Origin of the sequence: Streptomyces sp. NPDC005955 (assembly GCF_042871255.1) — a bacterium.
In the GTDB taxonomy this organism is placed as follows: Bacteria; Actinomycetota; Actinomycetes; order Streptomycetales; family Streptomycetaceae; genus Streptomyces.
Window position 1 is genome coordinate 609,580 of record NZ_JBIAIF010000001.1, and the last position, 23,699, is coordinate 633,278.

18 protein-coding genes are annotated in these 23,699 nt (G+C 74.4%); 7 read left to right on the forward strand and 11 right to left on the reverse strand.

Annotation, left to right across the window (positions count from 1 at the left end; all coding sequences use genetic code 11):
- Positions 1 to 305: 305 nt before the first annotated feature.
- Genes ACFYOU_RS02625 through hutU form a run of 3 tightly spaced genes read right to left on the reverse strand, consistent with a single transcriptional unit; the run spans position 306 to position 4,548 of the window.
- Positions 306 to 1,667: a formimidoylglutamate deiminase gene (locus tag ACFYOU_RS02625; RefSeq protein ID WP_391302949.1), complete on the reverse strand. Its 1,362-nt coding sequence runs from the start codon at positions 1,665 to 1,667 to the stop codon at positions 306 to 308.
- Positions 1,664 to 2,884 carry an allantoate amidohydrolase gene (locus tag ACFYOU_RS02630; RefSeq protein ID WP_391302951.1) on the reverse strand — a complete coding sequence of 407 codons (1,221 nt, stop codon included), beginning with the start codon at positions 2,882 to 2,884 and terminating at the stop codon, positions 1,664 to 1,666. The genes ACFYOU_RS02625 and ACFYOU_RS02630 overlap by 4 nt, the downstream gene beginning before the upstream one ends.
- On the reverse strand, positions 2,881 to 4,548 hold the full coding sequence (hutU, locus tag ACFYOU_RS02635; protein ID WP_391302953.1) for a urocanate hydratase: 1,668 nt from the start codon (positions 4,546 to 4,548) through the stop codon (positions 2,881 to 2,883). The genes ACFYOU_RS02630 and hutU overlap by 4 nt, the downstream gene beginning before the upstream one ends.
- A gap of 156 nt (positions 4,549 to 4,704) precedes the next feature.
- On the opposite strand from hutU, the gene ACFYOU_RS02640 reads away from it, so the two are divergent.
- Positions 4,705 to 6,144 carry a diaminopimelate decarboxylase gene (locus ACFYOU_RS02640; RefSeq protein ID WP_391302955.1) on the forward strand — a complete coding sequence of 480 codons (1,440 nt, stop codon included), beginning with the start codon at positions 4,705 to 4,707 and terminating at the stop codon, positions 6,142 to 6,144.
- Positions 6,145 to 6,209: 65 nt separating this feature from the next.
- On the opposite strand, the gene ACFYOU_RS02645 is transcribed toward ACFYOU_RS02640, so the two are convergent.
- The gene (locus tag ACFYOU_RS02645) at positions 6,210 to 7,322 is read right to left on the reverse strand and encodes a carboxylesterase family protein (RefSeq protein WP_391302957.1); all 1,113 of its coding nucleotides are present in this window, start codon (positions 7,320 to 7,322) and stop codon (positions 6,210 to 6,212) included.
- Between the two features lie 513 nt (positions 7,323 to 7,835).
- Between ACFYOU_RS02645 and ACFYOU_RS02650 the strand changes: the two genes are divergently transcribed.
- The 3 genes from ACFYOU_RS02650 to ACFYOU_RS02660 all read left to right on the forward strand — a co-directional run bounded on the left by ACFYOU_RS02650 (position 7,836) and on the right by ACFYOU_RS02660 (position 9,364).
- The gene (locus tag ACFYOU_RS02650) at positions 7,836 to 8,252 is read left to right on the forward strand and encodes a hypothetical protein (protein WP_389761975.1); all 417 of its coding nucleotides are present in this window, start codon (positions 7,836 to 7,838) and stop codon (positions 8,250 to 8,252) included.
- Between the two features lie 148 nt (positions 8,253 to 8,400).
- Positions 8,401 to 8,919: a roadblock/LC7 domain-containing protein gene (locus ACFYOU_RS02655; RefSeq protein ID WP_391302959.1), complete on the forward strand. Its 519-nt coding sequence runs from the start codon at positions 8,401 to 8,403 to the stop codon at positions 8,917 to 8,919.
- A 70-nt stretch (positions 8,920 to 8,989) separates the two neighbouring features.
- Positions 8,990 to 9,364, forward strand: a complete 375-nt coding sequence (locus ACFYOU_RS02660; RefSeq protein WP_385486512.1) for a hypothetical protein — start codon at positions 8,990 to 8,992, stop codon at positions 9,362 to 9,364.
- Between the two features lie 49 nt (positions 9,365 to 9,413).
- On the opposite strand, the gene ACFYOU_RS02665 is transcribed toward ACFYOU_RS02660, so the two are convergent.
- Both ACFYOU_RS02665 and ACFYOU_RS02670 read right to left on the reverse strand, forming a co-directional pair.
- On the reverse strand, positions 9,414 to 9,971 hold the full coding sequence (locus tag ACFYOU_RS02665) for a hypothetical protein (protein WP_389762198.1): 558 nt from the start codon (positions 9,969 to 9,971) through the stop codon (positions 9,414 to 9,416).
- A 282-nt stretch (positions 9,972 to 10,253) separates the two neighbouring features.
- The gene (locus ACFYOU_RS02670; protein WP_391302962.1) at positions 10,254 to 11,090 is read right to left on the reverse strand and encodes a MurR/RpiR family transcriptional regulator; all 837 of its coding nucleotides are present in this window, start codon (positions 11,088 to 11,090) and stop codon (positions 10,254 to 10,256) included.
- 269 nt (positions 11,091 to 11,359) lie between these two features.
- Here ACFYOU_RS02670 and ACFYOU_RS02675 point away from each other — a divergent pair, with 269 nt between their 5' ends.
- A complete protein-coding gene (locus ACFYOU_RS02675) occupies positions 11,360 to 11,593 on the forward strand; it encodes a helix-turn-helix domain-containing protein (RefSeq protein ID WP_385486516.1) in 234 nt (77 codons plus the stop codon).
- Positions 11,594 to 11,858: 265 nt separating this feature from the next.
- Positions 11,859 to 12,293 carry a hypothetical protein gene (locus tag ACFYOU_RS02680; protein ID WP_389761981.1) on the forward strand — a complete coding sequence of 145 codons (435 nt, stop codon included), beginning with the start codon at positions 11,859 to 11,861 and terminating at the stop codon, positions 12,291 to 12,293.
- Between the two features lie 373 nt (positions 12,294 to 12,666).
- On the opposite strand, the gene ACFYOU_RS02685 is transcribed toward ACFYOU_RS02680, so the two are convergent.
- The 3 genes from ACFYOU_RS02685 to ACFYOU_RS02695 are packed head-to-tail and all read right to left on the reverse strand — an operon-like array spanning position 12,667 to position 13,653.
- A complete protein-coding gene (locus ACFYOU_RS02685; RefSeq protein WP_391302965.1) occupies positions 12,667 to 13,077 on the reverse strand; it encodes a hypothetical protein in 411 nt (136 codons plus the stop codon).
- A complete protein-coding gene (locus ACFYOU_RS02690) occupies positions 13,070 to 13,300 on the reverse strand; it encodes a hypothetical protein (RefSeq protein WP_391302967.1) in 231 nt (76 codons plus the stop codon). The genes ACFYOU_RS02685 and ACFYOU_RS02690 overlap by 8 nt, the downstream gene beginning before the upstream one ends.
- Positions 13,282 to 13,653 carry a hypothetical protein gene (locus ACFYOU_RS02695; protein WP_391302969.1) on the reverse strand — a complete coding sequence of 124 codons (372 nt, stop codon included), beginning with the start codon at positions 13,651 to 13,653 and terminating at the stop codon, positions 13,282 to 13,284. The genes ACFYOU_RS02690 and ACFYOU_RS02695 overlap by 19 nt, the downstream gene beginning before the upstream one ends.
- 124 nt (positions 13,654 to 13,777) lie before the next feature.
- Between ACFYOU_RS02695 and ACFYOU_RS02700 the strand changes: the two genes are divergently transcribed.
- Positions 13,778 to 14,971 (forward strand): helix-turn-helix domain-containing protein, encoded by a 1,194-nt coding sequence (locus ACFYOU_RS02700; RefSeq protein ID WP_391302971.1) that lies wholly within the window; start codon positions 13,778 to 13,780, stop codon positions 14,969 to 14,971.
- A gap of 80 nt (positions 14,972 to 15,051) precedes the next feature.
- Here ACFYOU_RS02700 and ACFYOU_RS02705 read toward each other — a convergent pair whose 3' ends face one another.
- Positions 15,052 to 18,231, reverse strand: coding sequence for a hypothetical protein (locus ACFYOU_RS02705; protein ID WP_391302973.1), 3,180 nt, complete (start codon positions 18,229 to 18,231; stop codon positions 15,052 to 15,054).
- Positions 18,228 to 23,465: a hypothetical protein gene (locus ACFYOU_RS02710; RefSeq protein WP_391302975.1), complete on the reverse strand. Its 5,238-nt coding sequence runs from the start codon at positions 23,463 to 23,465 to the stop codon at positions 18,228 to 18,230. Before ACFYOU_RS02710 ends, ACFYOU_RS02705 begins: the two co-directional genes overlap by 4 nt.
- Positions 23,466 to 23,699 lie beyond the last annotated feature (234 nt).

Consider the following 23,699-nt stretch of genomic DNA (forward strand, 5'->3'; position numbering starts at 1 on the left):
GGTGGTCTTGCGCAGTTCCCCGCGCCCCCATCGGGTGCGTTCCGGTGGGCGTGCGCTGTCCCTGTGCGGGTGCGCGGTTGATTTGCGCAGTTCCCCGCGCCCCTATTGGGGGCGCGTCTCGCCGGAGCGGATCCGCCCGCCCGCTGGGAACACCGGACGCCCACCGGATCGCGCCCGACAGGGGGCGCGGGGAACTGCGCGAGCAGCCACGATGCACCCGCACGGGACCAGCGCACGCCCGGCGGAACGCCCCGACAGGGGCGCGGGGAACTGCGCGAAGCCGCAGCGCACCGAAAGGGGTGGCCCTACTCCTTCAGTGCCGCGATCGCCTCGCGCAGGGCACGCGCCGGCTCGGGGACGAGGGTGTGGACGCCGTCGCGGACCACGTGCCGCCCGGCGACCACCGTGTGGCGCACGTCCGCGGCCGTGCCGGCGAAGACGACCGCCTCGGCCACCAGCCGGGGCGGCGGGCCCGCGGTGCGGACGCTGTCGAGGGCGACGGTGGTGAAGTCGGCGAGGGCGCCCGGCGCGAGCGTGCCGCCGTCGGGCCAGCCGAGGGCCGCGTACCCGTCGGGCGATGCGGCCCGCAGCAGTGCGGCGGTGGTCCAGTGGCCCCGGATGCGGGTGCGGAGCCGTTCGTTCAGTTCGAGCGCCCGGGTCTCCTCCAGCAGGTCGATCACGGCATGGCTGTCGGAGCCGAGGCAGAGCGGCGAGCCGGCCTTCTGGAGGTCGCGGGCGGGGCCGATGCCGTCGGCGAGGTCGCGTTCGGTGGTCGGGCACATGCAGGTGCCGGTCGACCGCGCGCCGATCAGCTCGATGTCCTCGGGGGTGAGGTGGGTGTGGTGGACGCCGGTGGTGCGGGGGCCGAGGACCCCATGGTCGGCGAGCAGCCGGACGGGCGTGCAGCCGTACGCGCGCAGACAGCCCTCGTTCTCCGCGGGCTGTTCCGAGACGTGCACGTGCAGGGGCGCCCCGCGTTCGGCGGCCCACTGCGTGACGGCGGGGAACTGGTCGACGGGCACGGCCCGGACCGAGTGGATCGCCGCGCCGATGCGGGTGTGCGGTGACTCGCGCAGGGCGTCGACGCGTTCGGCCCACGCCCCGGTGGAACCGTCCGAGAAGCGGAGCTGGTGGTGGGTGGGGGGTTCGCCGAAGCCGGCGGAGAGGTACGCGGTGTCCAGCAGGGTGATGCGGACGCCGGCGTCGGCCGCCGCCTCGATCAGGGCCTCGCCCATCGCGTTGGGGTCGCCGTAGCGGGTGCCGCCCGGGGCGTGGTGGAGGTAGTGGAACTCCCCGACGACGGTGATCCCGGCGAGGGCCATCTCCGCGTACACCGCGCGGGCCAGCGCCAGGTAGGTGTCCGGGTCCAGCCGGTCGGCCACCGAGTACATGACCTCCCGCCAGGTCCAGAAGGTGCCCGCCCCGGCCTGGACGGTGCCGCGCAGCGCCCGGTGGAAGGCGTGCGAGTGGGCGTTGGCGAGGCCGGGCAGCGTCAGGCCCCGCAGGACTTCGGCGCCGGGGGGCGGGGCGGCGACCCCGGTGCGGACCGTGTGGATGCGGCCGTCCGGGCCGGTCCGCAGCAGGACGCCCGGTTCGGCGGACTTCTCCAGCCAGGCGTACTCCAGCCAGTACGTGCGCGGCACGCCGCCGCCCAGGTCCGCCGTCATCGGCATGCGAGTCCTTCCAGTACGTCGGTGAGCGCGGCCACCCCCGCCAGGCAGTCGTCCTCGGTCGCCCGTTCGGCCGGGGAGTGGGAGACGCCGGTGGGGTTGCGCACGAACAGCATCGCGGTCGGGACGCTCCCGGAGAGGATTCCGGCGTCGTGTCCCGCGCCCGTGCCGAGGACGGGGACCGGCGGGCGGCCGCCGCCGCGGGTGAGCAGCCGGCCCAGTTCGTCGCGGAGGGCGTGCGCGAACTCCACCACGGGGGTGAACGATTCGCGGACCACGGCGAGGTCGACGCCGTGCCGTCCGGCGTGCTCGTGGGCGGCCCGCTCGATCTCGGTGACGACCCGGTCGAGGGTGGGCTGGTCGGTGGCGCGCGAGTCCAGCCAGCCCTGGACGAGGGACGGCACCGCGTTGACGCCGTTGGGGGCGACGGCGACCTTGCCGAAGGTGGCGACCGCGCCCGCGAGCCGGGCCGCCCGGCGGGCCGCGAGCACGGTCTCCGCGTACGGGAGCATCGGGTCGCGACGGTCCTCGATCCGGGTGGTGCCGGCGTGGTTGGCCTCGCCCCGGAAGTCGAAGCGCCAGCGGCCGTGCGGCCAGATCGCGGAGGCCACGCCCACCGGGTCGCCGGTCAGGTCGAGCGCCCGCCCCTGTTCGACGTGGAGTTCCACGAAGGCGCCGATGCGGGCCAGCCGCTCGGGGTCGGGGCCGATGGTCTCGGGGTCGTACCCGGCGGCCTCCATCGCCGCGGGCAGGGTGGTGCCGTCCGCGTCGGTGAGCGCGAACGCCTCCGCCCGGGTGAGCCGGCCGGCGGCGAGCCGGGAGCCGACGCAGGCGAGACCGAAGCGGGCGCCCTCCTCGTCCCCGAAGTTGACGATCGCGAGGGGTCGACGGAACTCGACTCCCCTGCCCCGGAGTTCGTCCAGTGCGGCGAAGGCGGACACGATGCCGAGGGGGCCGTCGAAGGCGCCGCCGTCGGGGACCGAGTCGAGGTGCGAGCCGGTCACCACGGCGTCGCCCCGGGTCGGATCGCCGAGCCACGCCCACTGGTTGCCGTTGCGGTCGGTCTCCTGGGTCAGGCCGCGCCGTCCGGCCTGCTCGCGGAACCAGGCACGGCACTCGGCGTCGGCGCCCGTCCAGGCGAAGCGGCGGTAGCCGCCGGTGCGGCGGTCCCGGCCGAGCGGGGCGAGCTCGCCCCACATCCGGTGGAAGTTCATGCGTCCGCCCGCCCCTCCCGCATGGGGATGCGCACGTCCTGCGCCGCGGCGACCCGTTCGGCCTCCTCGTAGCCGGCGTCGACGTGGCGGATCACGCCCATCCCGGGGTCGTTGGTGAGCACCCGGCGGATCTTCTCGCCGGCGAGCGGGGTGCCGTCCGCGACGGTGACCTGTCCGGCGTGGATCGAGCGGCCCATGCCCACCCCGCCGCCGTGGTGGAGGGAGACCCAGGAGGCGCCCGAGGCCACGTTGACCATGGCGTTCAGCAGCGGCCAGTCGGCGATGGCGTCGGAGCCGTCGCGCATGGCCTCGGTCTCCCGGTAGGGGGAGGCGACCGATCCGCAGTCCAGGTGGTCCCGGCCGATGACGACGGGCGCGGACAGTTCACCGCTGGCGACCATGTCGTTGAAGCGTTCCCCGGCCCGGTCCCGTTCGCCGTGGCCGAGCCAGCAGATCCGGGCGGGCAGGCCCTGGTAGTGGACCCGGTCCTGGGCGAGGGTGATCCAGCGGCGCAGCGACTCGTTCTCCGGGAACAGGTCGAGGACCGCGCGGTCGGTGGCGGCGATGTCCTTCGGGTCGCCGGACAGGGCCGCCCAGCGGAAGGGGCCGCGCCCCTCGCAGAACAGCGGCCGGATGTAGGCGGGCACGAAGCCGGGGAAGTCGAACGCGCGCTCGTAACCGTGGAGTTGGGCCTCGCCGCGGATGCTGTTCCCGTAGTCGAAGACCTCGGCGCCGGCGTCCAGGAAGCCGACCATGGCTGCCACGTGCCGGGCCATGGACTCCCGGGCCCGGGCGGTGAACTCGGCGGGCCGCTCGGCCGCGAAGGTCGCCATGTCCGCGAAGTCCACGCCGACCGGGAGGTAGGCGAGCGGGTCGTGGGCGGAGGTCTGGTCGGTGACGACGTCGATCGGCGCGCCCTCGGCGAGCAGCTGCGGCAGGAGGTCCGCGGCGTTGCCGAGGAGGCCGATGGAGAGCGGGCGGCGGGCGTCGCGGGCCTCGACGGCCAGCCGCAGGGCGTGCGCGGGGGAGTCCGCCCGCACGTCGAGGTAGCGGTGGGCGATCCGGCGCTCGATGGCCCGCGGGTCGCAGTCGATGCAGATCGCCACCCCGTCGTTCATGGTCACGGCGAGGGGTTGGGCACCGCCCATGCCGCCGAGCCCCGCGGTGAGGGTGATCGTCCCGGCGAGGGTGCCGCCGAACCGCTTGGCGGCGACCGCGGCGAAGGTCTCGTAGGTGCCCTGGAGGATGCCCTGGGTGCCGATGTAGATCCAGGAACCGGCCGTCATCTGCCCGTACATGGTGAGCCCGAGGGCTTCGAGGCGGCGGAACTCGTCCCAGTTGGCCCAGTCGCCGACCAGGTGGGAGTTGGCGATGAGCACCCGGGGCGCCCACTCGTGGGTGGTCATCACCCCGACCGGGCGGCCCGACTGGACGAGCATCGTCTCGTCCTGCTTCAGGGTGCGCAGGGTGCGGACCATGGCGTCGTAGGAGGCCCAGTCGCGGGCGGCCTTGCCGGTGCCACCGTAGACGACGAGCCGGTCGGGGTGTTCGGCCACCTCAGGGTCGAGGTTGTTCTGGAGCATCCGCAGCGCGGCCTCCTGCTGCCACCCCCGGGCGCTCAGCTCCGTACCGCGCGCTGCTCGTACGGGGCGGGGTCCTGACATGGTCTGCCTCCTCGAACGGGGTGCCGTGCCGGGTGTCGCGGGCCGGGGTGCGGCTGCCCATGGCGAATTCCATTCACATCCTGATCTCATGAATAGAGCTAGTCAATAGGGTGCCGTGCGGGGCCGGGCCGCCGTTGCGGTGGTTCGCTGGGTCCCATGACGGAACGCCCATCGGACCCGCGCCCGGCCCCCTCCGACACCCGCAGCCCCGCCGCCCACGACCCGGCTACCCCCGGTCCCGCCCCCCACGGCCCGGCCGCCGTCGCACGACGGAACGCCGCCGTACGGGCCGCGGTCGCCCAGGGGCTCGTGGGCCCCGGGGACCCGCTCGTGGCCCTGCTGGACGTGACGGGCATCCGCGCCGGCGCCCGTGCGCTGCACACCGCGTTCGACCGGGTCGCCGCCCCGGGCACCCGGGTGCTCCACACCTTCGCGGTCAAGGCGTGCCCGCTGGTCGCGGTGGTGCGGCTGCTGCGGGACGAGGGCGTCGGCGCGGAGGTCGCGAGCCCCGGCGAACTCGCCCTCGCCCGGGTCGCCGGAACGGCCGCGGCGCACACCGTCCTCGACTCCCCCGCCAAGACGCCCGCCGAACTGCGCGAGGCGCTGACCCTCGGCATCGCCGTGAACGCCGACGGCCGACAGGAACTCGCCCGACTGGACGAGCTGGTCGACCGGGTCGGCGGGCACGGCACCCGCGGTCTGCCACCCCTCGGGCTACGGGTGAACCCGCAGGTCGGCGCGGGCTCGATCGACGCCCTGTCCACCGCGACCGCGACCGCCAAGTTCGGTGTGGCGCTCCGCGATCCGGGGGCGCGCGACTGGGTGGTGCGCGCCTTCCTGGACCGCCCCTGGCTCACCCGGTTGCACGTCCACACCGGTTCGCAGGGGGTGCCCCTGGAACTGATGGCCGAAGGCGTCGCCCAGACGTACGCACTCGCCGAAGAGGTCAATGCGCGGGCGGGCCGACCGCAGGTGGACACCGTGGACATCGGCGGCGGACTGCCCGTCGACTTCACCTCCGACGAGCGGGGCCCCGGGTTCGACGCGTACGCAGGGCTGTTGGCCGACCGGGTGCCGGGACTGTTCGACGGACGGTACGGGCTGGTGACCGAGTTCGGACGGGCGCTGGTGGCCAAGCACGGGCTGGTGCTCACCCGGGTCGAGTACACCAAGTCGGCGGGCGGGCGCCGGATCGCGGTCACCCACGCGGGGGCGCAGATCGCGGCGCGCACCGTCTACGCCCCGGAGCAGTGGCCGTTGCGGATCGCCGCGTACGACGCGCAGGGGCTGCCGTCGACCGGATCGGTCGAGGTCCAGGACGTGGCGGGTCCGGCGTGCTTCGCGGGTGACCTCCTCGCCCGGGGGCGCGCGCTGCCGCTGCTCGCGCCGGGCGACCACGTCGCCGCGCTCGACACCGGCGGCTACGCCTTCGCCCACCCCTACGCGTACAACTCGCTGCCCCGGCCGGCGGTGCACGGATTCCTCATCGAGGGGGCCGGGGCACGGGTGCGCTTCGCCCGGGTGCGGGCGGCGCAGACGATCAGCGAGGTGGTGGCCGAGTCGGGCGGGGCGTACGGGGAGGGCCTGCTGTTCTGAGGCGGTCCCCCCGGCCAGTACGCCCCCGCCCAGCCGCCGCGCCCCGCCGCTGTGCGCGGGCCGCGTCAGTGCAGCTGCCACCGGAGGAAGCCCGTGACGTGGCGCATCACGCGTTGGGTGTCCCACATCCGGCCGGAGGCGTTCCCCTCGGGCACGACGGGACCGTGGCCGGCGTCCTTGACCGCGAACCTCGCGGTCGGTACCCCCCTCGCCGCCAGGGCGTGGTGGAGCAGCACGGTCTGGCTCGGCGAGATGACCCGGTCGTCGGTCCCGTGGAAGAGCACGAACGCGGCGTCGCCGGGCCCCGCGTAGGTGGCGGGGTCGGCCGCGGCGACGGCGGCCGGCGCGTCCTGGAGCCGGGTCGGGTCGTTCGGGCCCAGGACGTACTTCACCGCGGCGCTGTCGGTGGAGTCCTCATGGGTCGCACGGGTCACGGGATCGAAGTCGGCGGCGAGCTTCGCCAGGTCGGACGGCCCGTACCAGTTGACGACCGCCCGGACCCGGCTGCTCTGGTCCAGGTGCGCGCCCGCGTCGAACTTCCGCACGCCGCCGGTCACACCGACCATCGACGCCAGGTACCCGCCCGCGGACTCGCCGAAGACGGCGACCTCGCTCGGGTTGATGCCGTACGCGGCGGCGTGCGCCCGCAGGAACCTGATCGCGGCCTTGGCGTCCGCCACGCCGTCGACGTAGGTCGCCTCGTCCCGGGTCGTGCGGTACTCGATCGACACCACCACGTAGCCCTGTTCGGCGAGGTGCGTGCGTCGCCCGAGGGAACTGGACTTGTTCGCCGTGACGAACCCGCCGCCGGGCAGGAACACGACGAGCGGACGGGGACCGCCCGTCGTCGGTGCCAGGACGTCGAGTTTCAGTTCGCGCGGCTGCCCGCCGGCGCCCGGGACGGTCGCGTAGGTGACGTCCTTGCGGAGGGTGGTCTCCTCGGCCCCGCACTGCATCTTCGGACCGGCAACTTCGGGATGGAGCACCGTGCTCGTGCGGGTGTCGTCGGGTGCCACCGAGGTGGCGAGGCGGAACCCTCCGACCCACGGCTGAGCGGGACAGTCCGCCGCCGGGGCCGTTGTGGCGGTCGGGGCCGGCACGGCCGCGTCCGCCCCGGGCGCGGCCACGGCGCCAGGCGGACCGGCCGCCACGGCCAGTCCGCAGAGGGTCGTCGCCACGAGGATTCTCCTGAGGCTGCCGTTCACGGTTCTCCTCCAGATCGACGGCCGTCGAGCCGCCGAGCGCCGGGGGCACCGCCCGTCGCGCGGGCGTGAGTCGACACCTCAGGCCCGAGAACGGCTCGTCCATGGGCAGTGCACCCACCCTATAGCGGCAACAACCGTGATTCTCAGGCGAGTTGAGTGAAAGGCGCGTCCTACGCGCAGATGCTGCCCACCGCAGGACGTCGACTTACCGGGGGTCGCCGCGACTTCTGGCGAGCGAGGCCCGGCCCGAACCCGAGGCCCCGTGGACAGACGCCTCCATGGCAAGTTCGCGAGCAGTTCGTTCAAAATGTGACCGGAATGCCTTCTTCCACGATCAAATCTGATCGTTCTCGCGCATGTTCCAGAGGAAAATACCAGAGGCCCCCCAAACAGATGTGCGTTGCGTAACCTCCCCCAGACCGGGGCGCCTCACGCGTCCCGGGACTCACGCCACCGCGCCCAGGCGGCCAAGGGGAGGGAACCGGCGTGCCCGGAATCGATGCGTGCCTGCTGGAGGCGATGACCCTGCCCGGTGCCCGGGGAGCGGCCCTGGTCGACTGGACCAGCGGACTCGCCCTCGGCTCCATCGGGGAGTCCGCGAACGGCGACCACGAGGCGACGGCCGCGGAGACCGCGGAGATGGCCCGCGCCGCCGCCGAGTACACCGTCTTCGCACCCCCGGGTCACCGCGCCCCGCTCGGTGACCTGCCCGCACCCGTACGGCCTCCCGTCGTGGAAGACCTGCTGGTCAGCACGGGGTCCGCCTACCACCTGATGCACTTCGCGGAGCCGACGTCCGACGCCCGGGCCTTCCTGTACCTGTGGCTCGACCGGGACACCGGCAATCTGGCGATGGCCCGCCTCAGACTGCGCGACCTCGTACGACGGCTGGTCCTGGAGTGAGCGCCCGCACCGGCGCCCGGGCCGGCGTCCGCGCCCGCCACGGCCCGACCGCCCCCGCGCCAGCCACCACCACCGTCCCGAAGACGCGCCGCCGCCCGGCCTCATGAAGCTCTTCGCGCTCCGACAGCGCGCCGAGAGGAGACAGTTGATGGCCGTCGAAACCGACGTGCTCGACGAACTGGTGCGCCTGCGCGCCCGGGTCCCCCAGATCACCGGAGCGCTCGCCGCCAGCGCCGACGGGCTCGTCCTCGCCCAGGACGCCGAGGGGGTGGAGGCCGACGGGGTCGCCGCCCTCACCGCCGCGGCCCTCGGCGTGGGCAGCCGACTGACCGAGGCGACCGGCCGGGGCCCCTTCCGCGAACTGTTGGTGCGGGGCGCCGACGGTTACACAGCCACCTACGCGGCGGGCCCGTCCGCCGTGCTCACGCTGCTCGCCGAGGCCCGGGTGAACGTGGGCCGCCTCCATCTGGAGGGCCGCCGGTGCAGTGCGCGGATCGGCGAACTCGTCGCGGCGGCAACCCGACCGCCCACCGCACCCGGACCCGGACCCGGACCGAGCGGACCCCCGGCGGTGCACGCGGCACCCGGGCCCCCGACGCAGACGGCCCACCGACCACCCCTACCGCCCCGCCCGGTGGGCCCCCCGCGTCGACCGAACGGCTTCTGAACCGCCACCCGAGACACCACGTACCCGCGCAGCCAGCCAACAGCCAGCCAGCCAACGAGGAGCACCGGACATGAGCACCACCGAGAACGCACTGAAGGACGCGACGACCTCGATCGAGGGGGTCATCGGCGCGGCCCTCGTCGACTACACCAGCGGAATGGCCCTGGGGACGATAGGCGGCGGCAAGGACTTCGACCTCGCGGTCGCCGCCGCCGGGAACACCGACGTGGTCCGCTCCAAACTGCGGACCATGGAACTCCTGGGCCTCCAGGACGAGATCGAGGACATCCTGATCTCGCTGGGCACCCAGTACCACCTGATCCGACTCATCAGGGGCCGCGGCCACACCGGGCTGTTCCTGTACCTCGCCCTGGACAAGGGCCGCGCCAACCTGGCGATGGCCCGCCACCAACTGCGCCGTATCGAGGCCGAGTTGGAGGTCTGACCCCGAAGGCCACGAAGGGCGCCGGAACGGCTCAGGTGCCCGGAACGGCTCAGGCGTGGGCGCGGCGGCGCGCCCCACCGGGGGCGGCGTCGCCCGCGCCCTGCCCCGTGGTGCGGTACTCCGGCACGGTGGCGCCCGCGGGCCGTCCGCCCCGGGCGTTCAAGCGGTCGGTGCGGACCCACAGCAGCACGCCGTCGGCGCTCTCCCGACGACCGATCCGGTCGGCCTTCCACCACAGCCCGACGCCCGCGCCGGCGAGCAGCATGCCCACGGCGGAGGGCAGCACGAACGAGGAGCCCACGGCGAGCAGCAGCGCGGCGCCGAGCCACCAGAGGTGGCCCCGCCGCCAGGCCCGCAGGGTGACCGCCCGGTCCTGGAGCAGGTCGTGCCGGGCGGCGCGGGTCGCGGAACCGGCCAGCTCCGCGTACCGGCGAAAGCCCGTCCACCCCACGGCCGCCGCGGCGATCAGGAACAGGGCGGCGCCCGCGAGGACGCCGATGCGGCGCCCCGTCAGGCCCGGCACGAGGAGGCCGACCCCGGCGGCCAGGAGCCCCGTCCACCACAGGGGTGCGGCGCCCGCGCGCACCACGACGGCGACCCGTGCCAGGACCTGGTTCCCCTGGCCGCCGCGGTCGTGCTGCTTGGCCCGGGTGCCCCCGCCGTCCTGCGTACCGGACCGCCCGCCGGTCCGCGCGTGCCGACCGCCCCTGCCCGTGCTGCGTCCACTTCCTCCGCGCGACACGACCGCCTCCTGTTCCGCGCAACTCGTGGTGCCGTTCCCCGCAACGCGTGGTGGCGTTCCCACCGCACAGCGGGCAGGCAGGTTACCGGCGGTTTCTGAGGACGTCATGAAGACGCGCGGCGGTTTCCCGTCACCGGCCGGCGCGGTTCACTCGACGAACAGCCCGCGGGCCGCCGCCCCGGCGTCGAAGTCCTCCAGTCGGGCCTGCGCGTCGGGCAGGGCGTCGCACATCGCCTCCAGCAGCACCCGACCGAGCAGCATCGGCGCGCACGCCGTGTCGAAGGCCAGCCCGGTGCCGACGGGTGCCGGTAGCAGGAGGTCCGAGGCCGCGGCGACGGGCGCGAAGGCGCTGTCCGCGACGGTGACCACGCGCAGCCCCGCGTGGCGCGCGTACTCCAGGGCCTCGACGGTCTCCCGGGGGTGGCGGGGCAGCGCGAAGCAGAGCAGGGCGGTGGCCCCGGCCCGCGCGGCACGGTCGATGCGGTCGGCGAGCAGGGACCCGCCCTCGTCGAGCAGCCGGACGTCGGGGTGCACCTTCGCCGCGAAGTAGGCGAAGCCGCGCGCCTGGGCGGAGGCCGCCCGCAGCCCGAGGACCGGTAGCGGGCGGGACGCGGCGAGCAGCGCCCCGGCGTCCCGGACGGGGGCCGGGTCGGCGAGCAGTCCGGCGAGGTGGCGCAGGTTGGCGATCTCGGCGTCCACCGCCTGTTGGTAGGCGGTGCGCTCGACGTGCTCCGCCGGGCCGTTCGAGGGGGTCACCTCGCGCAGGTGCCGGCGCAGGGCGGGGTAGCCGTCGAAGCCGAGGGCGACCGCGAACCGGGTGACCGAGGGTTGGCTGACCCCGGCGCGTTCGGCCAACTCCACACTGGACAGGAACGGGACCTCGTCCGCCCGACGGACCATGCAGTGCGCGATCCGCCGCTGGGTGGGGGTCAGCCGGTGCCCCTCGAACAGTTGCCGTAGTCGTTCCGCCGCGCCTTCGCCCATGATCCTCGTCCCCCTTCCGCGACGCTCCCTCGGCGCCCCTTCCCGCCCCAATCTATTCAGGATCACCGGACTCTGCATGACGGTATGCACCCAGGACGCAGCCGAGCCCCACCCCGTGCACCGCCGAAAGCGACTTGGCGCAATTGCGCCAGCTAGACCGCCCCTTTACTTACCTTTGGTGGAAATTATGGGCCTGCCGAGAGGCATGCGGGCTTCCTACAGTGGATGCGGATCGCTGACCATCGATCGCCATGTACGGGGAGCACCACATGACTGTCATACCGGAAGCAACCGAAACGGAGATCCGCATCCTGCGCCTGCTGCACGAAGGACTGGACGACGCGGCAGTGGCCCGCCGTCTGTGTGTGGGGCACCGCACGGTCCAGCGCAGGGTGCACGACCTGATGAAACGCTGGGAGGTGAACGGCAGGGTGGCCCTGGGGGCCCGCGCCCAGGAACTGGGCGTCTACGCAGGTGCGGACACGCACGAGGTGGCCGTGTAGGACCACGACGACTGGACCGTGGGGGAACACGGCCCAGCTGAAGGCACGGGGCGCCCGGTGCGCCGCAGTCGGAGTGGGCCGAGGGGGTACGGCCCAGTCCACGCCCCGGTCCACGCCCCGGTCCGGCCCCGGGGGATGGGGCGCCGGGGGATCGAGCGCCGGGGGATCGGGCGCCGGCCGCGGACCTCGCCGGAGGCGAACCACAAGGGAAAAGGGGGGGCTGTCCCCAGTGTGCAGCCCCGGACCCGTTTCCTAGGGTGGCCCCATGGAAGCCCGCGATGCCGATTTCAAGAAGGAACTCGACGCCACCCTCCAGGCCCGCAGGGACCTGGGCGAGGAGTACGAGTCCGCCTTCGTGGACTCGTTCCTGGAAAAGATCGAACAGCGCGTCGACACCGCCGTGGACCGACGGGTCCGGCGGCAACTCGCCGAACAGCAGATGGTCGTCGCCCGGGGCACCAACCCCTCCCGCTCCCCCGACAACTGGGGCGACCGCTTCGGCTTCGCCATGATCAGCCTGATCCTGGCGATCCCGCTCTCGGCCATCGGCGCCGTCCAGGGCGGCAAGCTCGGCCTGGTCGTCAGCTGGCTGGGCATCGTGGGGGTCAACGCCGTGCACTCCGCCCGCCCGTGGTCGCTGCGTTCGCTCTGGTCACGCAGGCGCAACGACGAGGAGCGCGCTTCGGACTGGCAGAAGTGAGGGCGCCGGCCGCCGTGGGGGCACGGGCCGCGGCGGGGGCAGCGGTGCGCGGGAACCGTCGCACCCCCGGGTGACCCCGGGGCGGGACGACGACGGTCCCCGCGGGGACACGGGCCGGTTCAGGGCGACGGTCCGCGTGTCCATGGCGTCCGGCCAGTCCGGGAGCCGCTCCGGAGTGACCGAGGTCGCCGCTCGCTGCCGGGTGGGGCGGGGAGCCGCGCCCGCCCCTCCGACGTCCACCACTGTGCCGGTCCGCTGTTAACCGCGTGCTGCGCGAACATGTCGTGCACGTACCGATTCCGCGAACCCCGCCCGCCGGCGGCCGTCCGTCCCGTCGACTTCCCGGTCCGGCACCGTGACCGGGCCCACCCCGTCACCCCGGCCGCGCCCGGAGCAGCACCTCCCACTCGGGGGCCTGCGCGCAGAGCCGACGGACGAACGCGTCGTACTCCGGGTCGCTCAGCTCCCACGCGTGCGCGCCGCCATGGTCCCCGTACAACGTGCACGCCTCGTCCGCCGAGGGGTGCGCCGCCTCGCACCAGGGCACCGACTCCAGCCGGGGCGTCTCGTCCGCCGTCCAGCGCGCCCACAGCGCGTGCGACGGCCGGTGGTCCCAGTCCCAGACGTGGTCGGCGTGCTCCCCCTCGTGCGCAAGGACCAGTTCGCAGCGCAGCCCGTTCGGAACGCGCGCCAGGTCGGCGCTGGTGACGCGACGGTGGGCGGCGAGGATCGCGAAGAGGACCTCGCGGTGCGGCACTTCGGCGACGACGGTGCACTTACGCACGGCGCGGGCCCTCCGGTGCGGTGATCGCCCGTAGGCACGCCTCGCAGTTGACGCGGCGCAACCACTCGCAGGTCTCTTCGCCGTCCTGCCCGGCGTCGCACAGGGGCCGGGCGTGCGGTGCCCGGTCGTCCTCCTGCCGCACTTCCAGGGCGTGCACGGTCAGGACGTCCTCGCCGACGGTCCCGGCCCGCACGTCGACCGCCCTCACCGGTACACGCCCCATCGGGCGTTCCGTTCCGCCCGGATCCGGAGGAGGCTCCGGGTGACGCTCGCTGCTTCCTTCGTGTACGAGTAGGCGCTGAAGCACGGCGTCTCCTCTTCCGGAGGTCCTGAAGCCAAGAGGACGTATGCCTTCCGGATCAGATCCCGCGCAGCGGTGTCCGCATCGGCCCCCAGTTCTTCGCGCACCAGCCGCTCCAGATGACGGGAGAGGGTCACCGCGTGGGCCAGGACGGCGTCCCGTGTCGAGGTGGCGAGTGGTAACCCCATGGCCTTGTCCGTGATCTCAGAAACCCCCGCCACATCGATGGGCTCGATTTCCTTGCTGGCCGCGTTACATTCGACTTCGTTTGCCATCACATCTCCTCTCGCCGTCAGCAAACAGTCAACTGCGGCAGCCCAAGATCAGTTCACACAAACGAAGCACAACGCAGCGCGAAGGCAATCAATCTGACGGATCGCCTACGGAGGAACGGGGAACATGGAGTACATGGAGAGCACCCCCGCACCCGGCGAGAACATCGCCGTCCTGCGCAAGGCACGTGGCCTCGCACAGGCCAAACTGGCTCGGACGGCTGGAATCTCCGTGTCCTATCTCAGCAAGATCGAGGTCGGCACGCGGCCGGTGACGCCTCCCGTCGTCGCCGCCTTGGCCAGGGCCATGCGCGTCCCCACGCAACGCATCTACGGACAACCGTTCCTCGGCCCGTCGGAGCAGGCCGACCTCCTCAACGACCTCCGGAGCACCGTGCGGAGGTACACGCTTCCGCGGGAGGACGTGCCCGCTCCGGGGCAGCTGGCGGCGGACGTGGCGAAGGCCATGCGACTGCGGGCGGATACGAACTACCTGGAACTCCTGGGGATGCTCCCGACGTTGTTGGGCCAGGTCACCGCGACGGCGCTGTCCTCCGCCTCGGGAGAAGCGGGCGCCTGGACGCAGGTGGTCGACGTCTACGGCTGCGCCTACGCCGCTGCCCACCGGTTGGCGCAGCCGGACCTCGCCGACATGATCGTGTCCCGCCAGGCTTGGGCCGCCCGCCAGACGTGGAACCCGGACGCCGAGGTCGCCGCGGCCTGGAACGAGGCCGGTACCTACCAGTCGGCCGGACAATACGACGACGGCCTGGCCATCGTGGAGAGGGCCGTCATCCAGTACGAGAGGGCGTCCGGGAGCAGCTCACCGACCCGAGCGGTCTGCCTCGGCTCCCTGCACCTCAGGGGAGTCGTCCTGGCTTCGCGGGAGAAGGACGAACGAGCCACCGCGGATCACCTGTCCAAGGCCAGGTTGTACGCCGAAGGAATTCCGCACGACGTGCTGCGGCACAACCTGACCTTCGGCCAGGAAAACACGGCCCTGTACGAACTGGCCGCCCACGTCGAATTGGGGAATCCGCACAAAGCGGCCGAGATGGCCGGTCCGTTGCTGGAGCGACCTCCCACCACACTGACTCCGAACCGCCTGGGCCGCATGTACATCGACATGGCTCGGGCTCGGCTCGACGTGAAGGACTACGCGGGTACGGAGGAAGCCCTCGACAAGGCGTTCCTGGCAGCGCCTCAGATGGCCGGCGTGCATCCCATGGTCCGCGAGGTCATTCGGGTGCTCTTCGTCCTCCATCAGAGGGCTCGCCCGAAGCTGATGGAGATGGCCGGGCGAACCGGCCTCACCACGTGAACTAGGAAGGCGGGAGCAGGGGAAGGCGCGCCACCGCGGTCGGCGTAGCGGTGGGCGGTCAACGCGGGCGTGGGGGACCGTCAGGTGGGGACGGGTGGGGACGGGGGGCCCATGCGGCCCAGGGGGTCGATCAGGGCGATGCGGTAGTGGGTGCCGGGGGTGGGGTCGGTGAGGGTGAAGGGGGTGGTGGTGACGGGCGCCGGGGTGAGGGCGACCGTGGGGGTGGTGGCGGACTGGCGGAAGACCGCGGCCGTGTACGGGGCGGGGGCCAGGGCGTGGGCCAGCGGGGGGAGGGGGACGGTGAGGGTGGCCGAGCCGTCGGGGTTGCGGACGGCGGTGACCGAGGTCGGGGCGGCGGGGGGTGACGGCGGGACCGGGGTGGTCGAGGCGGGGACGGACGGGGCGCTCCACGGCAGCGGGTCGGGGCCGGTGGCGGTGGGCCACAGCGGGGTCACGTCCGAGGGGACCGGGGCGGCCGCGGGGTCCAGGTCCGGCTCGTCGGGCAGGCGGATCTCGGCGGTCCAGGTGTGGCGGACGAACGCGGGCAGTGGGGTGGTGGTGCCGTCGGTGTGCGTGGCGGTCCAGCGGCCCCCGGCGTACACCAGGTCGCCCTCGGCCACCACGGGGAGGAAGAGGGGGTCGGTGGTCGTGCCCCGGGTGCGGCGCAGCCGGTAGCGCGGCGCCGCACCCGCCGGGAAGGCGGTGGGAAGGCCGGGGGCCTCGACGGTCAGTTCCGCCGTCCCGTTCCCGGCCGGCCGGGCCCGCAGCAGCGGCGCGGGCGGCCGGTCCGTCGTGGGTACGGCGACGGGGACGAGCCCGCACCGGTCGAAGGGGGTCTCGATCCCCCCGGAGGTCAGCGGGACGACGCGGACGAACTGCACCCCGCCGGTCGCGCCCGGGAGTTGGATCCGGAACTCGGCGCGGGAGCCGCCCGCCGTCACCGGTTTCTCGGTGAGGAGGCTGAAGGCGTCCTTCCCGGCCAGCGGGTGCTGGCGCTCGTGTGCCCACAGCCGCCGGGCCCGTACCGCGCGCAGGGTGGTGGGGGCGTCCGGGGGGAGGCCGAGGGCGGCGGCGAGCCGGCGTTCCTGGGCGAGGTAGACCCGGTACGCCGCGGGGCCGGGCGGCGAGGGCCAGGTCAGGGCCAGTTCGGCGCGGCCCGTGCTGTCGGGGCGGCCGCACCACAGCAGCCGGGGTCCGGTCGGTACCGGCGCGAGCGCGCGCGGGTCGTGGATCTCCCGCCGCAGCACACCGGGGCCGATCGGCTCACCGCCGGGGGCGAGGGCCGGCCGTGAGGCGCGGCCCTCGTCGTCGGTCGACGTGGCCGTGACGGTCACCGTCGCCGTGTCGCCCGGGCCGAAGGGGCGTACGACCGCGTCGACGAGGACCGGGCTCCCGGTGGCCACCCCGGCCGCGGGCAGGGTGATCGCCCGGCCGGTGACGGTGGTTCCCCCACCGGAAGGGGTCCAGGAGTCGACGTCGGCGCAGTTCAGGGTGAACGAGGCGAGTGGACGGGCGCCGGGGGCGAGGTGTTCGGGTGCCGGGAGCGTGACCGTGAGGCGCAGGACGCCGGGGGACCGCGGTCCGTCCGGTCCCGGGGCGGTGGCGTCCTCGATGAACCAGCCCTCCAGGACGGGCGGTGGGGGTGCCGGGCGGTCGGGGCGGGGGCCCGAGACGTCCGTGGGGTCGCCCCACCGCCCCCACTGGTCCGCCAGCCGGACCCGCCAGCCGGCGCCGTAGGGGTCGTCGGGGGCCTGCGGGTCGGTGACGGTGCTCTCCCGGACGACGGGGACCGTGCCCGTGGGCGTCACGACCTGGTCCGTCGCCGACGACCACGGTGCGAGGAGGGTGGTGGCGCGGCCGTCCGGGGCGGGCCGGTGCAGGGACTCCCCCGGCGCCGGGGTGAGGCGCGCGGCGGCCAGCGGTCCCTCGGCCGCCCGCCCGGTGAGGGTGATCCGCTGGGTCCAGGTGGTGGCCCCGGGGTTCCAACGGCCGGGTTCCCGCAGTGCGCACACGGGGGGTGGCGGCGGATCGGGCGGGGCCTGTCCGGCGGTGACCGCGAGGGTCGCCAGGGTGACGGGGGTCCAACCGGGCTCCTCCGGTGGCAGGGTCGCGTTGTAGGCGGCGATGTCGTTCTTGCAGCGCAGGGTGTCGGGGAACAGCCCGTCGAGTACGCCGGTGAGCCCGGGCGCCTGTCCGGTGAGCCAGGTGCTCAGCGGGCGGGGGCGGTCGTGTCCGACGAGGTGCCCGGGCCGCACCGCCCACTGGGCGGCGAGGAGGTAGACGTTCGGCCCGTCCTCCGGGTTGGTCGGGGTGGGCGGGAGCGCGGTGGCGAGTCCGAGGTAGCGGGCGATGGCCGGGTCGCCCGCCAGGGCGTTGAGCAGGTCGACGGCGCCGAGGTCGGCGCTGCTGAGGGCGCCGCCGGGTTGCTGCACCTCGCCGCAGGGGCGGGTGGCGAGCAGCGGCGGGGCGCCCCCGTTCCCGTACGCGGTGTCGATCCACTCGTCGACGTACGGCGCGAACAGGTCCAGGACGCGGGCGGCCTCGCCGTCCGGGTCGAGCCGGTTGTCGGGGTCGTCGTACGGGCCCTCGGGCAGGTCGGGGGGCCCGAGCCGCTGGTCCGCCCCGTCGACCAGTCGCCGCTTCGCCTCTCCGAGGGGGTCGGAGGTCTGCGCGTACCAGGATTCGGGGGCGGATCGCGGCAGTCCGAAGGAGGTCAGCGGCGGCCCTTCGACCGTTTCGAAGGCGAAGGAGTCCTGGTGGATGCCCCGGACGGCCGGCTGGCCGTTCGGGCCGAGCGTGCCGTTGCCGTGGACCCGGATCCGTGCCAGGTCGCTGCCGCCGAAGGAGTACGGGGGCTCACCGCGCGCCCCCAGGACGCGCGGTGCGCCGGTCGGCAGCGACAGGCGGTCGAGGACCTCGACGCGGAACGTGGCGTCGTACGGATCGGCGTCGACCTCCAGCCAGCACCACCGGGGGGTGGTCTTCCCGCCCCCGGCGACCACCGTTCCGTCGACCCGGCCGCCGTGGTCCTCGGGGTTGAACGGCGGCTCCACCTGCTTTCCGTCCGGGGTGATCCAGATGACGTCGAGGTCGACCAGCTCGCCCCGGCCGGCCCGCCAGACCGCGAACGGGTGCAGGGGGAAGCCGAGTTCGGGGTGGCAGCGCACCCGTAGGTGGAGGGCTTCGGCGATCCACGGGTCCTTCCGCCCGTCGATCGCCGCGGCACGCAGGAGCAGGGGGTGGGCGAAGCCGGTCGTCACAGGTCCTCCGCGAAGCGTGGGGCGGCCCCGACCGCGCACCGCAGGGCGAACGGCACGGGTGCGGGCGGCGGGCCGCCGAGGGAGACGGACTGCTCGGATCCGTGCAGCACCAGCGCGTCCGTGGGCGCGAACGGCACGGTCGACAGGTAGAGGTGGCGGGTGCCGGACGTGGTGCGGCGTACGACGGGGAAGGCGCCTCCGGACGTGGTGAGCTCCCCGAGGGCGAGCCGGGTCACGTCCCCCGCCAGGGTCGTGGTCGCCGGCCGGCTGACGGGTTCGGCCGCCTCGACCAGGACGCCCGTCAGCAGCCACGGCCCGGTGGTGGTCTCCCGGCTCCACAGCGCGCTGGTGCGCGCCCGGTCCGGCAGCGGCCAGCGGAGCAGCCCCAATTCGTCCAGCGCCTGGTCGACCGCGCCGTCGGCGAGGACCTCTCCGGGGGCGAGGCCGTGACCGGACACGACCCGTACGTCCCCGGACGGGGCGCCCGCCACGTCGGCGAACCCGAGTTCGGCGAGGAGTTCGCGGGGCGTCGACCACCGGGAGGTGGTGAAGACGACCCCGGGGAGTTGGTTGCCGCTCTCCGGCAGGTTCGGCAGCGGGAAGGTGACGGCCAGTTCGTACGTCGCGGAGGGCTCCAGCGGCGGCGTGGTGCCGACGATGCTCGCGCCGATCGGCGGCAGCGGGCAGCGCGTCACCGCCGGGAGCGCCTCGCCGCCCGTGATGATCCGGCGTTCGACGGCCCCGGTGCGGTGGACGGCGGCGAGCGGGCCGCCCGCTTCGGCGATGGTCAGCACCTTCCAGGGGCGCGGCTGCTCGGGCGGGGGGTCGGTGCGCCGGTACCGCAGCCGGACGTCCCGCCCGTACAGCAGGGCGAACTGCCCGATGTACTCGACGGCGAAGTGCACGGCGACCGGATCGGCGCGGAACCAGGCCGCGGCCTTGTCGAGCGGGGTGTAACCGAGGAGGTAGCGCTCCAGGTAGGCGGGGTCGAAGGTGTCGCGGTCCTGGAGGACGAGGCGGCGGGCGAGCAGCCGGGCCGCCTGCGCGGCGCCCGGCCCGCCGGTCGGCTTGGGCGTCGTACGGAAGTAGTACGCGGTGGTGGTCTCGGGGAAGTCGGCGTGGGCGCCGCCGGGGCGGTCGCCGCTCGCGGTCTGCCCGACGACGAGCTGGTAGAGCGTGCCCGGCTTGAGGAGGTTCTGTTGGGCGCCGAGCGGCGCGGCGGCCAGGGCTTCGAGCCCGTCGGACGCGGAAGCGGCGGCGTACCCGGCGGTGAACGCGTCGTCGGACGCCGTCGGGGTGAGCCCGTACACGCCGAGGAGGTCGATACGGAGCCGCGGGTCGTACGCCACCTGGACCCGGCTCCACTCCCGGCCCGCCCCGTAGGTCAGCGTCTGGCGGCCGTCACCGGTCCACTCTGTCGCCGGAGCGGTCCATTCCACGGCGGTTCCGTCGGGGGTGTGCCCGATGACGGTGAGGCGGTCGGTGACCGGCCCGTCGACGGCGGGGTCGGCGACCAGGGCGACGAGGGGGTTGTGCAGCCCCCGGTCCTCGTCGATGAGGAGGTCGACCACGATCCGCTGTTCGTTCAGCACCTGCTCGAACGGCCCGCCGGGCCCGGTGTACCCCGCCGCCGTGACCCGGGGCAACGCGAGACCGCCGTCGAAGGCGCGGTCGGCGGCCGGGACGGGCGCGCCGTACCCGATCGGGCCGCCGAGATCGAAGCTGAGCGGCAGGTCCTGGTCGTGGACGGTGAACTCGTCCAGGGGGAGCCGGCCGAACTGCGCCGTGACGGTGACCGCGAAGACGGAGGCGAACCGGAGCAGGCCGGCGGGCTCCGTCGTCAGGCGCCACGGCTCGCCCCAGCCGTGCCGGTCGGCCCGCGCGCCCGGCGCCCAGCTCGCGGACGCCTCCCACTCCAGGTGGCAGCGGTCGGCGAACCCGGGGATCGGGTCGTGCGGCAGCGCCGCGCCGCCGTCGGGCAGCGTCTGCATCCAGTGGTAGGGCTTCCAGGACAGCAGGGCCAGTTCGCGGGCCCCGGGCAGCGCCGTCGTACCGGTCGTGGAGCCGTGCCGGGGGAACTGCCAGGCGGCCAGGAGGGGGCCGGGCACCGGCGTCCCGGCCCCGGCCCCGCTGACCTCGATCAGCTCCAGCCGGGACAGGCCGAAGGCGTACCGCAGGTCGTGGCTGCCGTAGCCGCCGTCCCCTCCGGTGGTGCCGTTCCAGCCCCCGGGGGCCGTACCGCCGAGCGCGCCCAGGAACGGGCCGCCGGTCAGCGCGTTCGCCGGCCCCGTGGTGAACGACAGCACGGGCAGGCAGTCCGGCCAGACGGTCGGCGCCTTCGCCGGGTCGGTCGACGCCTCGACCGTGTGGGTGTACGTGCGGTCCGTCAGGGTGACCCGGTCCAGCGGCCGTACCCCGGGGTCGGGGACGGTGTCGCTGAGCTTGCCGACCGACAGTTCGACGCAGCCGCCGATGCTGAAGAAGAACAGGTCCACCTCCCCGCAGACCTTGAAGTGCGCCCAGCGGTCGGCGTCGGTGGGGCCCACCTGGAGGTCGACGTCGGCGCGGACGCCGAGGGACACCGGGCCCAGGTGGAGCGCGCCGCTCAGCCCGCCGTGGCCGATCAGCATCAGCGGGTGGCTGCCGAGCCCCACGGCGGCGGACGCGGACAGGTCGAGGCGGATGACGCTGAAGCCGCTGGTGGTGTGCCAGTCGAGGCCGAAGCCGAAGGCGAACCCGTCGAGGTCCTTGCCGAGGCCGGCCAGGTCGGGGATGCCGTCGCCGTGGACCATCAGATAGGCGGAGGCGCCCAGGTCGAGCAGGTTCTTGAGGACCTTGGCCTGCACGGGCCCCGGGCCCCGTCCCGCGACCCCGTCCGAGCCCAGGTGGACGTACCAGCCGTTGCCGCTGGTGGGGAAGTAGGCACCGAACGGCACCTCGACGTCGAGCAGTTCGGGGATCTCGTACGAGCCCCGCAGCCCGATGGTCAGCCCGCCGGCGTCGGCCGCGAGCGCGCCCCGCAGCCGGATGCCGGGGGCGGCGGGCGCATCGGTCCGGAGCTGCGCGAAGGTGAGGCGCTCGGCGAGGACGGCGCCCTCCAGCGCGGCGCGCAGGGCCACATCGGGCACGGTCAGCGCGATGACGGCCTTGCTGCTGAAGGCGTACCCCAGGTCGGGTACGGTGCCGAGCACCGCGCCGAACCCGAACGCGGTCGAACCGCGCCGGGCGGGGAAGGCGTTCTTCTCCCACGGCTGCCAGGCGAGCAACGCCTCGACCGGGTCGGTGCCGGGGGTGGCCGCGGGCCGCTCGATGTCGGCGTTGATGCCGAAGGCGCCGAGCAGGCCGTAGATCCCCAGGCCCGTGTTGGCCAGTGGGATCGGGCCCGGCAGGTCGACGGCGACGCCGAGCAGGACCTTCTGGAAGCCGTCGGCCGCCTCGTAGGAGGCGAAGGCGAGGGCGCCTACCTGGAGCGGGACGAGGCTGGCGGCGAGCGCGACGTCGACGCCGTGTTCGTTCAGGCCGGACGTGCCGCTGCCCGACAACAGTCCCGGCAGGTCGACCCGGGCGTCGAGGCCGCGCAGGGTCACCGCGAACGTGCCGCCGTCCGACGTGGCCCGCAGGGTCGCCCCGGACACCTTCACCGGCCCGAGGTCGAGGACGAACCGCAGATCGACCTCGAACCAGACCGAGCCGTGCCCGGAGCGGGTGCCGACGACGTCGAAGAGGGAGTCGGGGCCGGTGATCCGCCACGTCCCGGGGTCCTCCACCGCGAAGTCCGCCCGGTCGTAGGAGAGGTGGAAGCGGTCGAGGAGCGGGCCGGTGGCGGCGATCTCCAGTCCCACGCCCCGGTAGCGGACCCGCATCGGGCCCTGCGGGTCGATGGCGATGCCGAGGACGCCGTCGATGCCGATCGGCTCGGTGGCGACGTCGACGCTGTAGTCCACCGTCAGCCGCAGGGCCCGTCCGGCGTCGGCGGCTCCCGCGAGGGCCCCTTCGATCTCGATGCCGTGGACGACCAGCTCACCCGAGTGGGTGAGGGTGGAGCCGAGCGCGCCCACGGCGAGCAGGAGGGCGTCGAGGGTCGATCCGCGGCCGTCGCCCACGGGGGTGGCGTCCGCCATGAAGGCGACGGCGAGGGCCGCCGCCGTGACGAACGTCTTCGCGGCGCCCGCGTTCCCGTCGGTCGTGACCCCGATCAACCCCTCCTCGCCGTCGGCCGTGGCGGCGAGGTCGAAGGTCATCCGGGGCGGGGAGGTGCGGGGGTCGCGGGCGAACCGCCCGGTGATCCGCAGGGGGTCGCCGCCGAGGATCCGTACGGTGTCGCCTCCGGCGGCGACGGTCTTGCCGCGTACGGGCAGGTCCACGACGGCCTCGATCAGCGTCGGCAGGGAGTCGACGAGGGACCCGGCCGCCGGATCGTCCCACTCGGTGGTCACCCGCACCGCCGGGCGGGAGCCGGTGGCGGGCAGGTCGACCGCGGCCCGGCCGTACAGCCCCACGGGGTTGCCCAGGTCGAAGGAGACGTCGAGGGGGGCGCCGCCGAGCAGCGGGGTGGTCCCGGGCAGGTGGAGGCGGGCCCCGCGCAGCGCCACCCCCCGCCAGGACGGGTCCGCGGAAGGGGGCTGTGGTCCGGGCGCGGACGGCGCCGGGGGCGGTGCCGCGGTCGTGGAGTCGTCGACCACCAGCCCGGCGGGCAGTTCCAGACCGAAGCCGGTGTCCCCGATGAGCAGGGCGGTGGGCTCGGCGGTCAGGGTGACGACCGCGTCCGGGCTGCCGGGCGCCACGATCCGCAGGGCCGCGACCCCGTCCGCCCGGCCCTCGACCCGGACCACGAACGCGCCCGTGAGCCGTACCCGCCCGCCGGCCGGATCGGCGACCAGGGTGGTGCGGTCGCCGTCGACCCGCACCCGGGCGGGGACGAGTTCCGCGGGCAGGGCGACGCCGTTCGGCGGGGCGAGGTCGATCCGGAACCCGGCCGGCGCCCCGGCCGGACCGTCCACGGTCACGTCGGCGGCGATCGGGCCGAGCCCCGGGTCGAGGGAGAGGCCCGCGAACCCGAGGAGGGTCAGTTCGCGGCTCGCCACCGCGGTGAGGGTCAGCCGGGCGACGCCGGGGCCCGGATCGGGGGTGGTGGAGGCCAGGGAGGTCAGCACCTCGTCCACGGCCGGGGGCACCAGGATCCGGTCCGTGGCGTGCCGGGTGTCGAGGAGGGTACGGAGGGTGGGACCGGCCATGGGAGGTTCCCGCGCCTTCTTGAGCCGTGCACCGGTGGGCCCGCGCCGTGGTCCGCAGTCCCCCGGGCTCCGGGGCGGCCGGGGCACGCGGGCGGACCGGGCGTACGGCCCCGGTCCCGACCGATGCTGCCACGCGGCCCCGTGTTCCGCGCGGGCCACGACCGGCGGCCCGTCCGGTCGCGCGCAGCGGATCGGCCGCCGGCCGCCCGTTTGCAGGGGTGGTGAGGGGGGCGG

Excerpts from the sequence above, each read along its gene's own strand:
- ACFYOU_RS02690 (WP_391302967.1), bottom strand. The coding sequence starts at position 13,300 with ATGGGGCGTGTACCGGTGAGGGCGGTCGACGTGCGGGCCGGGACCGTC.
- ACFYOU_RS02655 (WP_391302959.1), top strand. The coding sequence starts at position 8,401 with ATGGCCGTCGAAACCGACGTGCTCGACGAACTGGTGCGCCTGCGCGCC.
- ACFYOU_RS02700 (WP_391302971.1), top strand. The coding sequence starts at position 13,778 with ATGGAGTACATGGAGAGCACCCCCGCACCCGGCGAGAACATCGCCGTC.
- ACFYOU_RS02695 (WP_391302969.1), bottom strand. The coding sequence starts at position 13,653 with ATGGCAAACGAAGTCGAATGTAACGCGGCCAGCAAGGAAATCGAGCCC.
- ACFYOU_RS02630 (WP_391302951.1), bottom strand. The coding sequence starts at position 2,884 with ATGAACTTCCACCGGATGTGGGGCGAGCTCGCCCCGCTCGGCCGGGAC.
- hutU (WP_391302953.1), bottom strand. The coding sequence starts at position 4,548 with ATGTCAGGACCCCGCCCCGTACGAGCAGCGCGCGGTACGGAGCTGAGC.
- ACFYOU_RS02625 (WP_391302949.1), bottom strand. The coding sequence starts at position 1,667 with ATGACGGCGGACCTGGGCGGCGGCGTGCCGCGCACGTACTGGCTGGAG.
- ACFYOU_RS02710 (WP_391302975.1), bottom strand. The coding sequence starts at position 23,465 with ATGGCCGGTCCCACCCTCCGTACCCTCCTCGACACCCGGCACGCCACG.
- ACFYOU_RS02640 (WP_391302955.1), top strand. The coding sequence starts at position 4,705 with ATGACGGAACGCCCATCGGACCCGCGCCCGGCCCCCTCCGACACCCGC.
- ACFYOU_RS02670 (WP_391302962.1), bottom strand. The coding sequence starts at position 11,090 with ATGGGCGAAGGCGCGGCGGAACGACTACGGCAACTGTTCGAGGGGCAC.
- ACFYOU_RS02675 (WP_385486516.1), top strand. The coding sequence starts at position 11,360 with ATGACTGTCATACCGGAAGCAACCGAAACGGAGATCCGCATCCTGCGC.
- ACFYOU_RS02660 (WP_385486512.1), top strand. The coding sequence starts at position 8,990 with ATGAGCACCACCGAGAACGCACTGAAGGACGCGACGACCTCGATCGAG.
- ACFYOU_RS02680 (WP_389761981.1), top strand. The coding sequence starts at position 11,859 with ATGGAAGCCCGCGATGCCGATTTCAAGAAGGAACTCGACGCCACCCTC.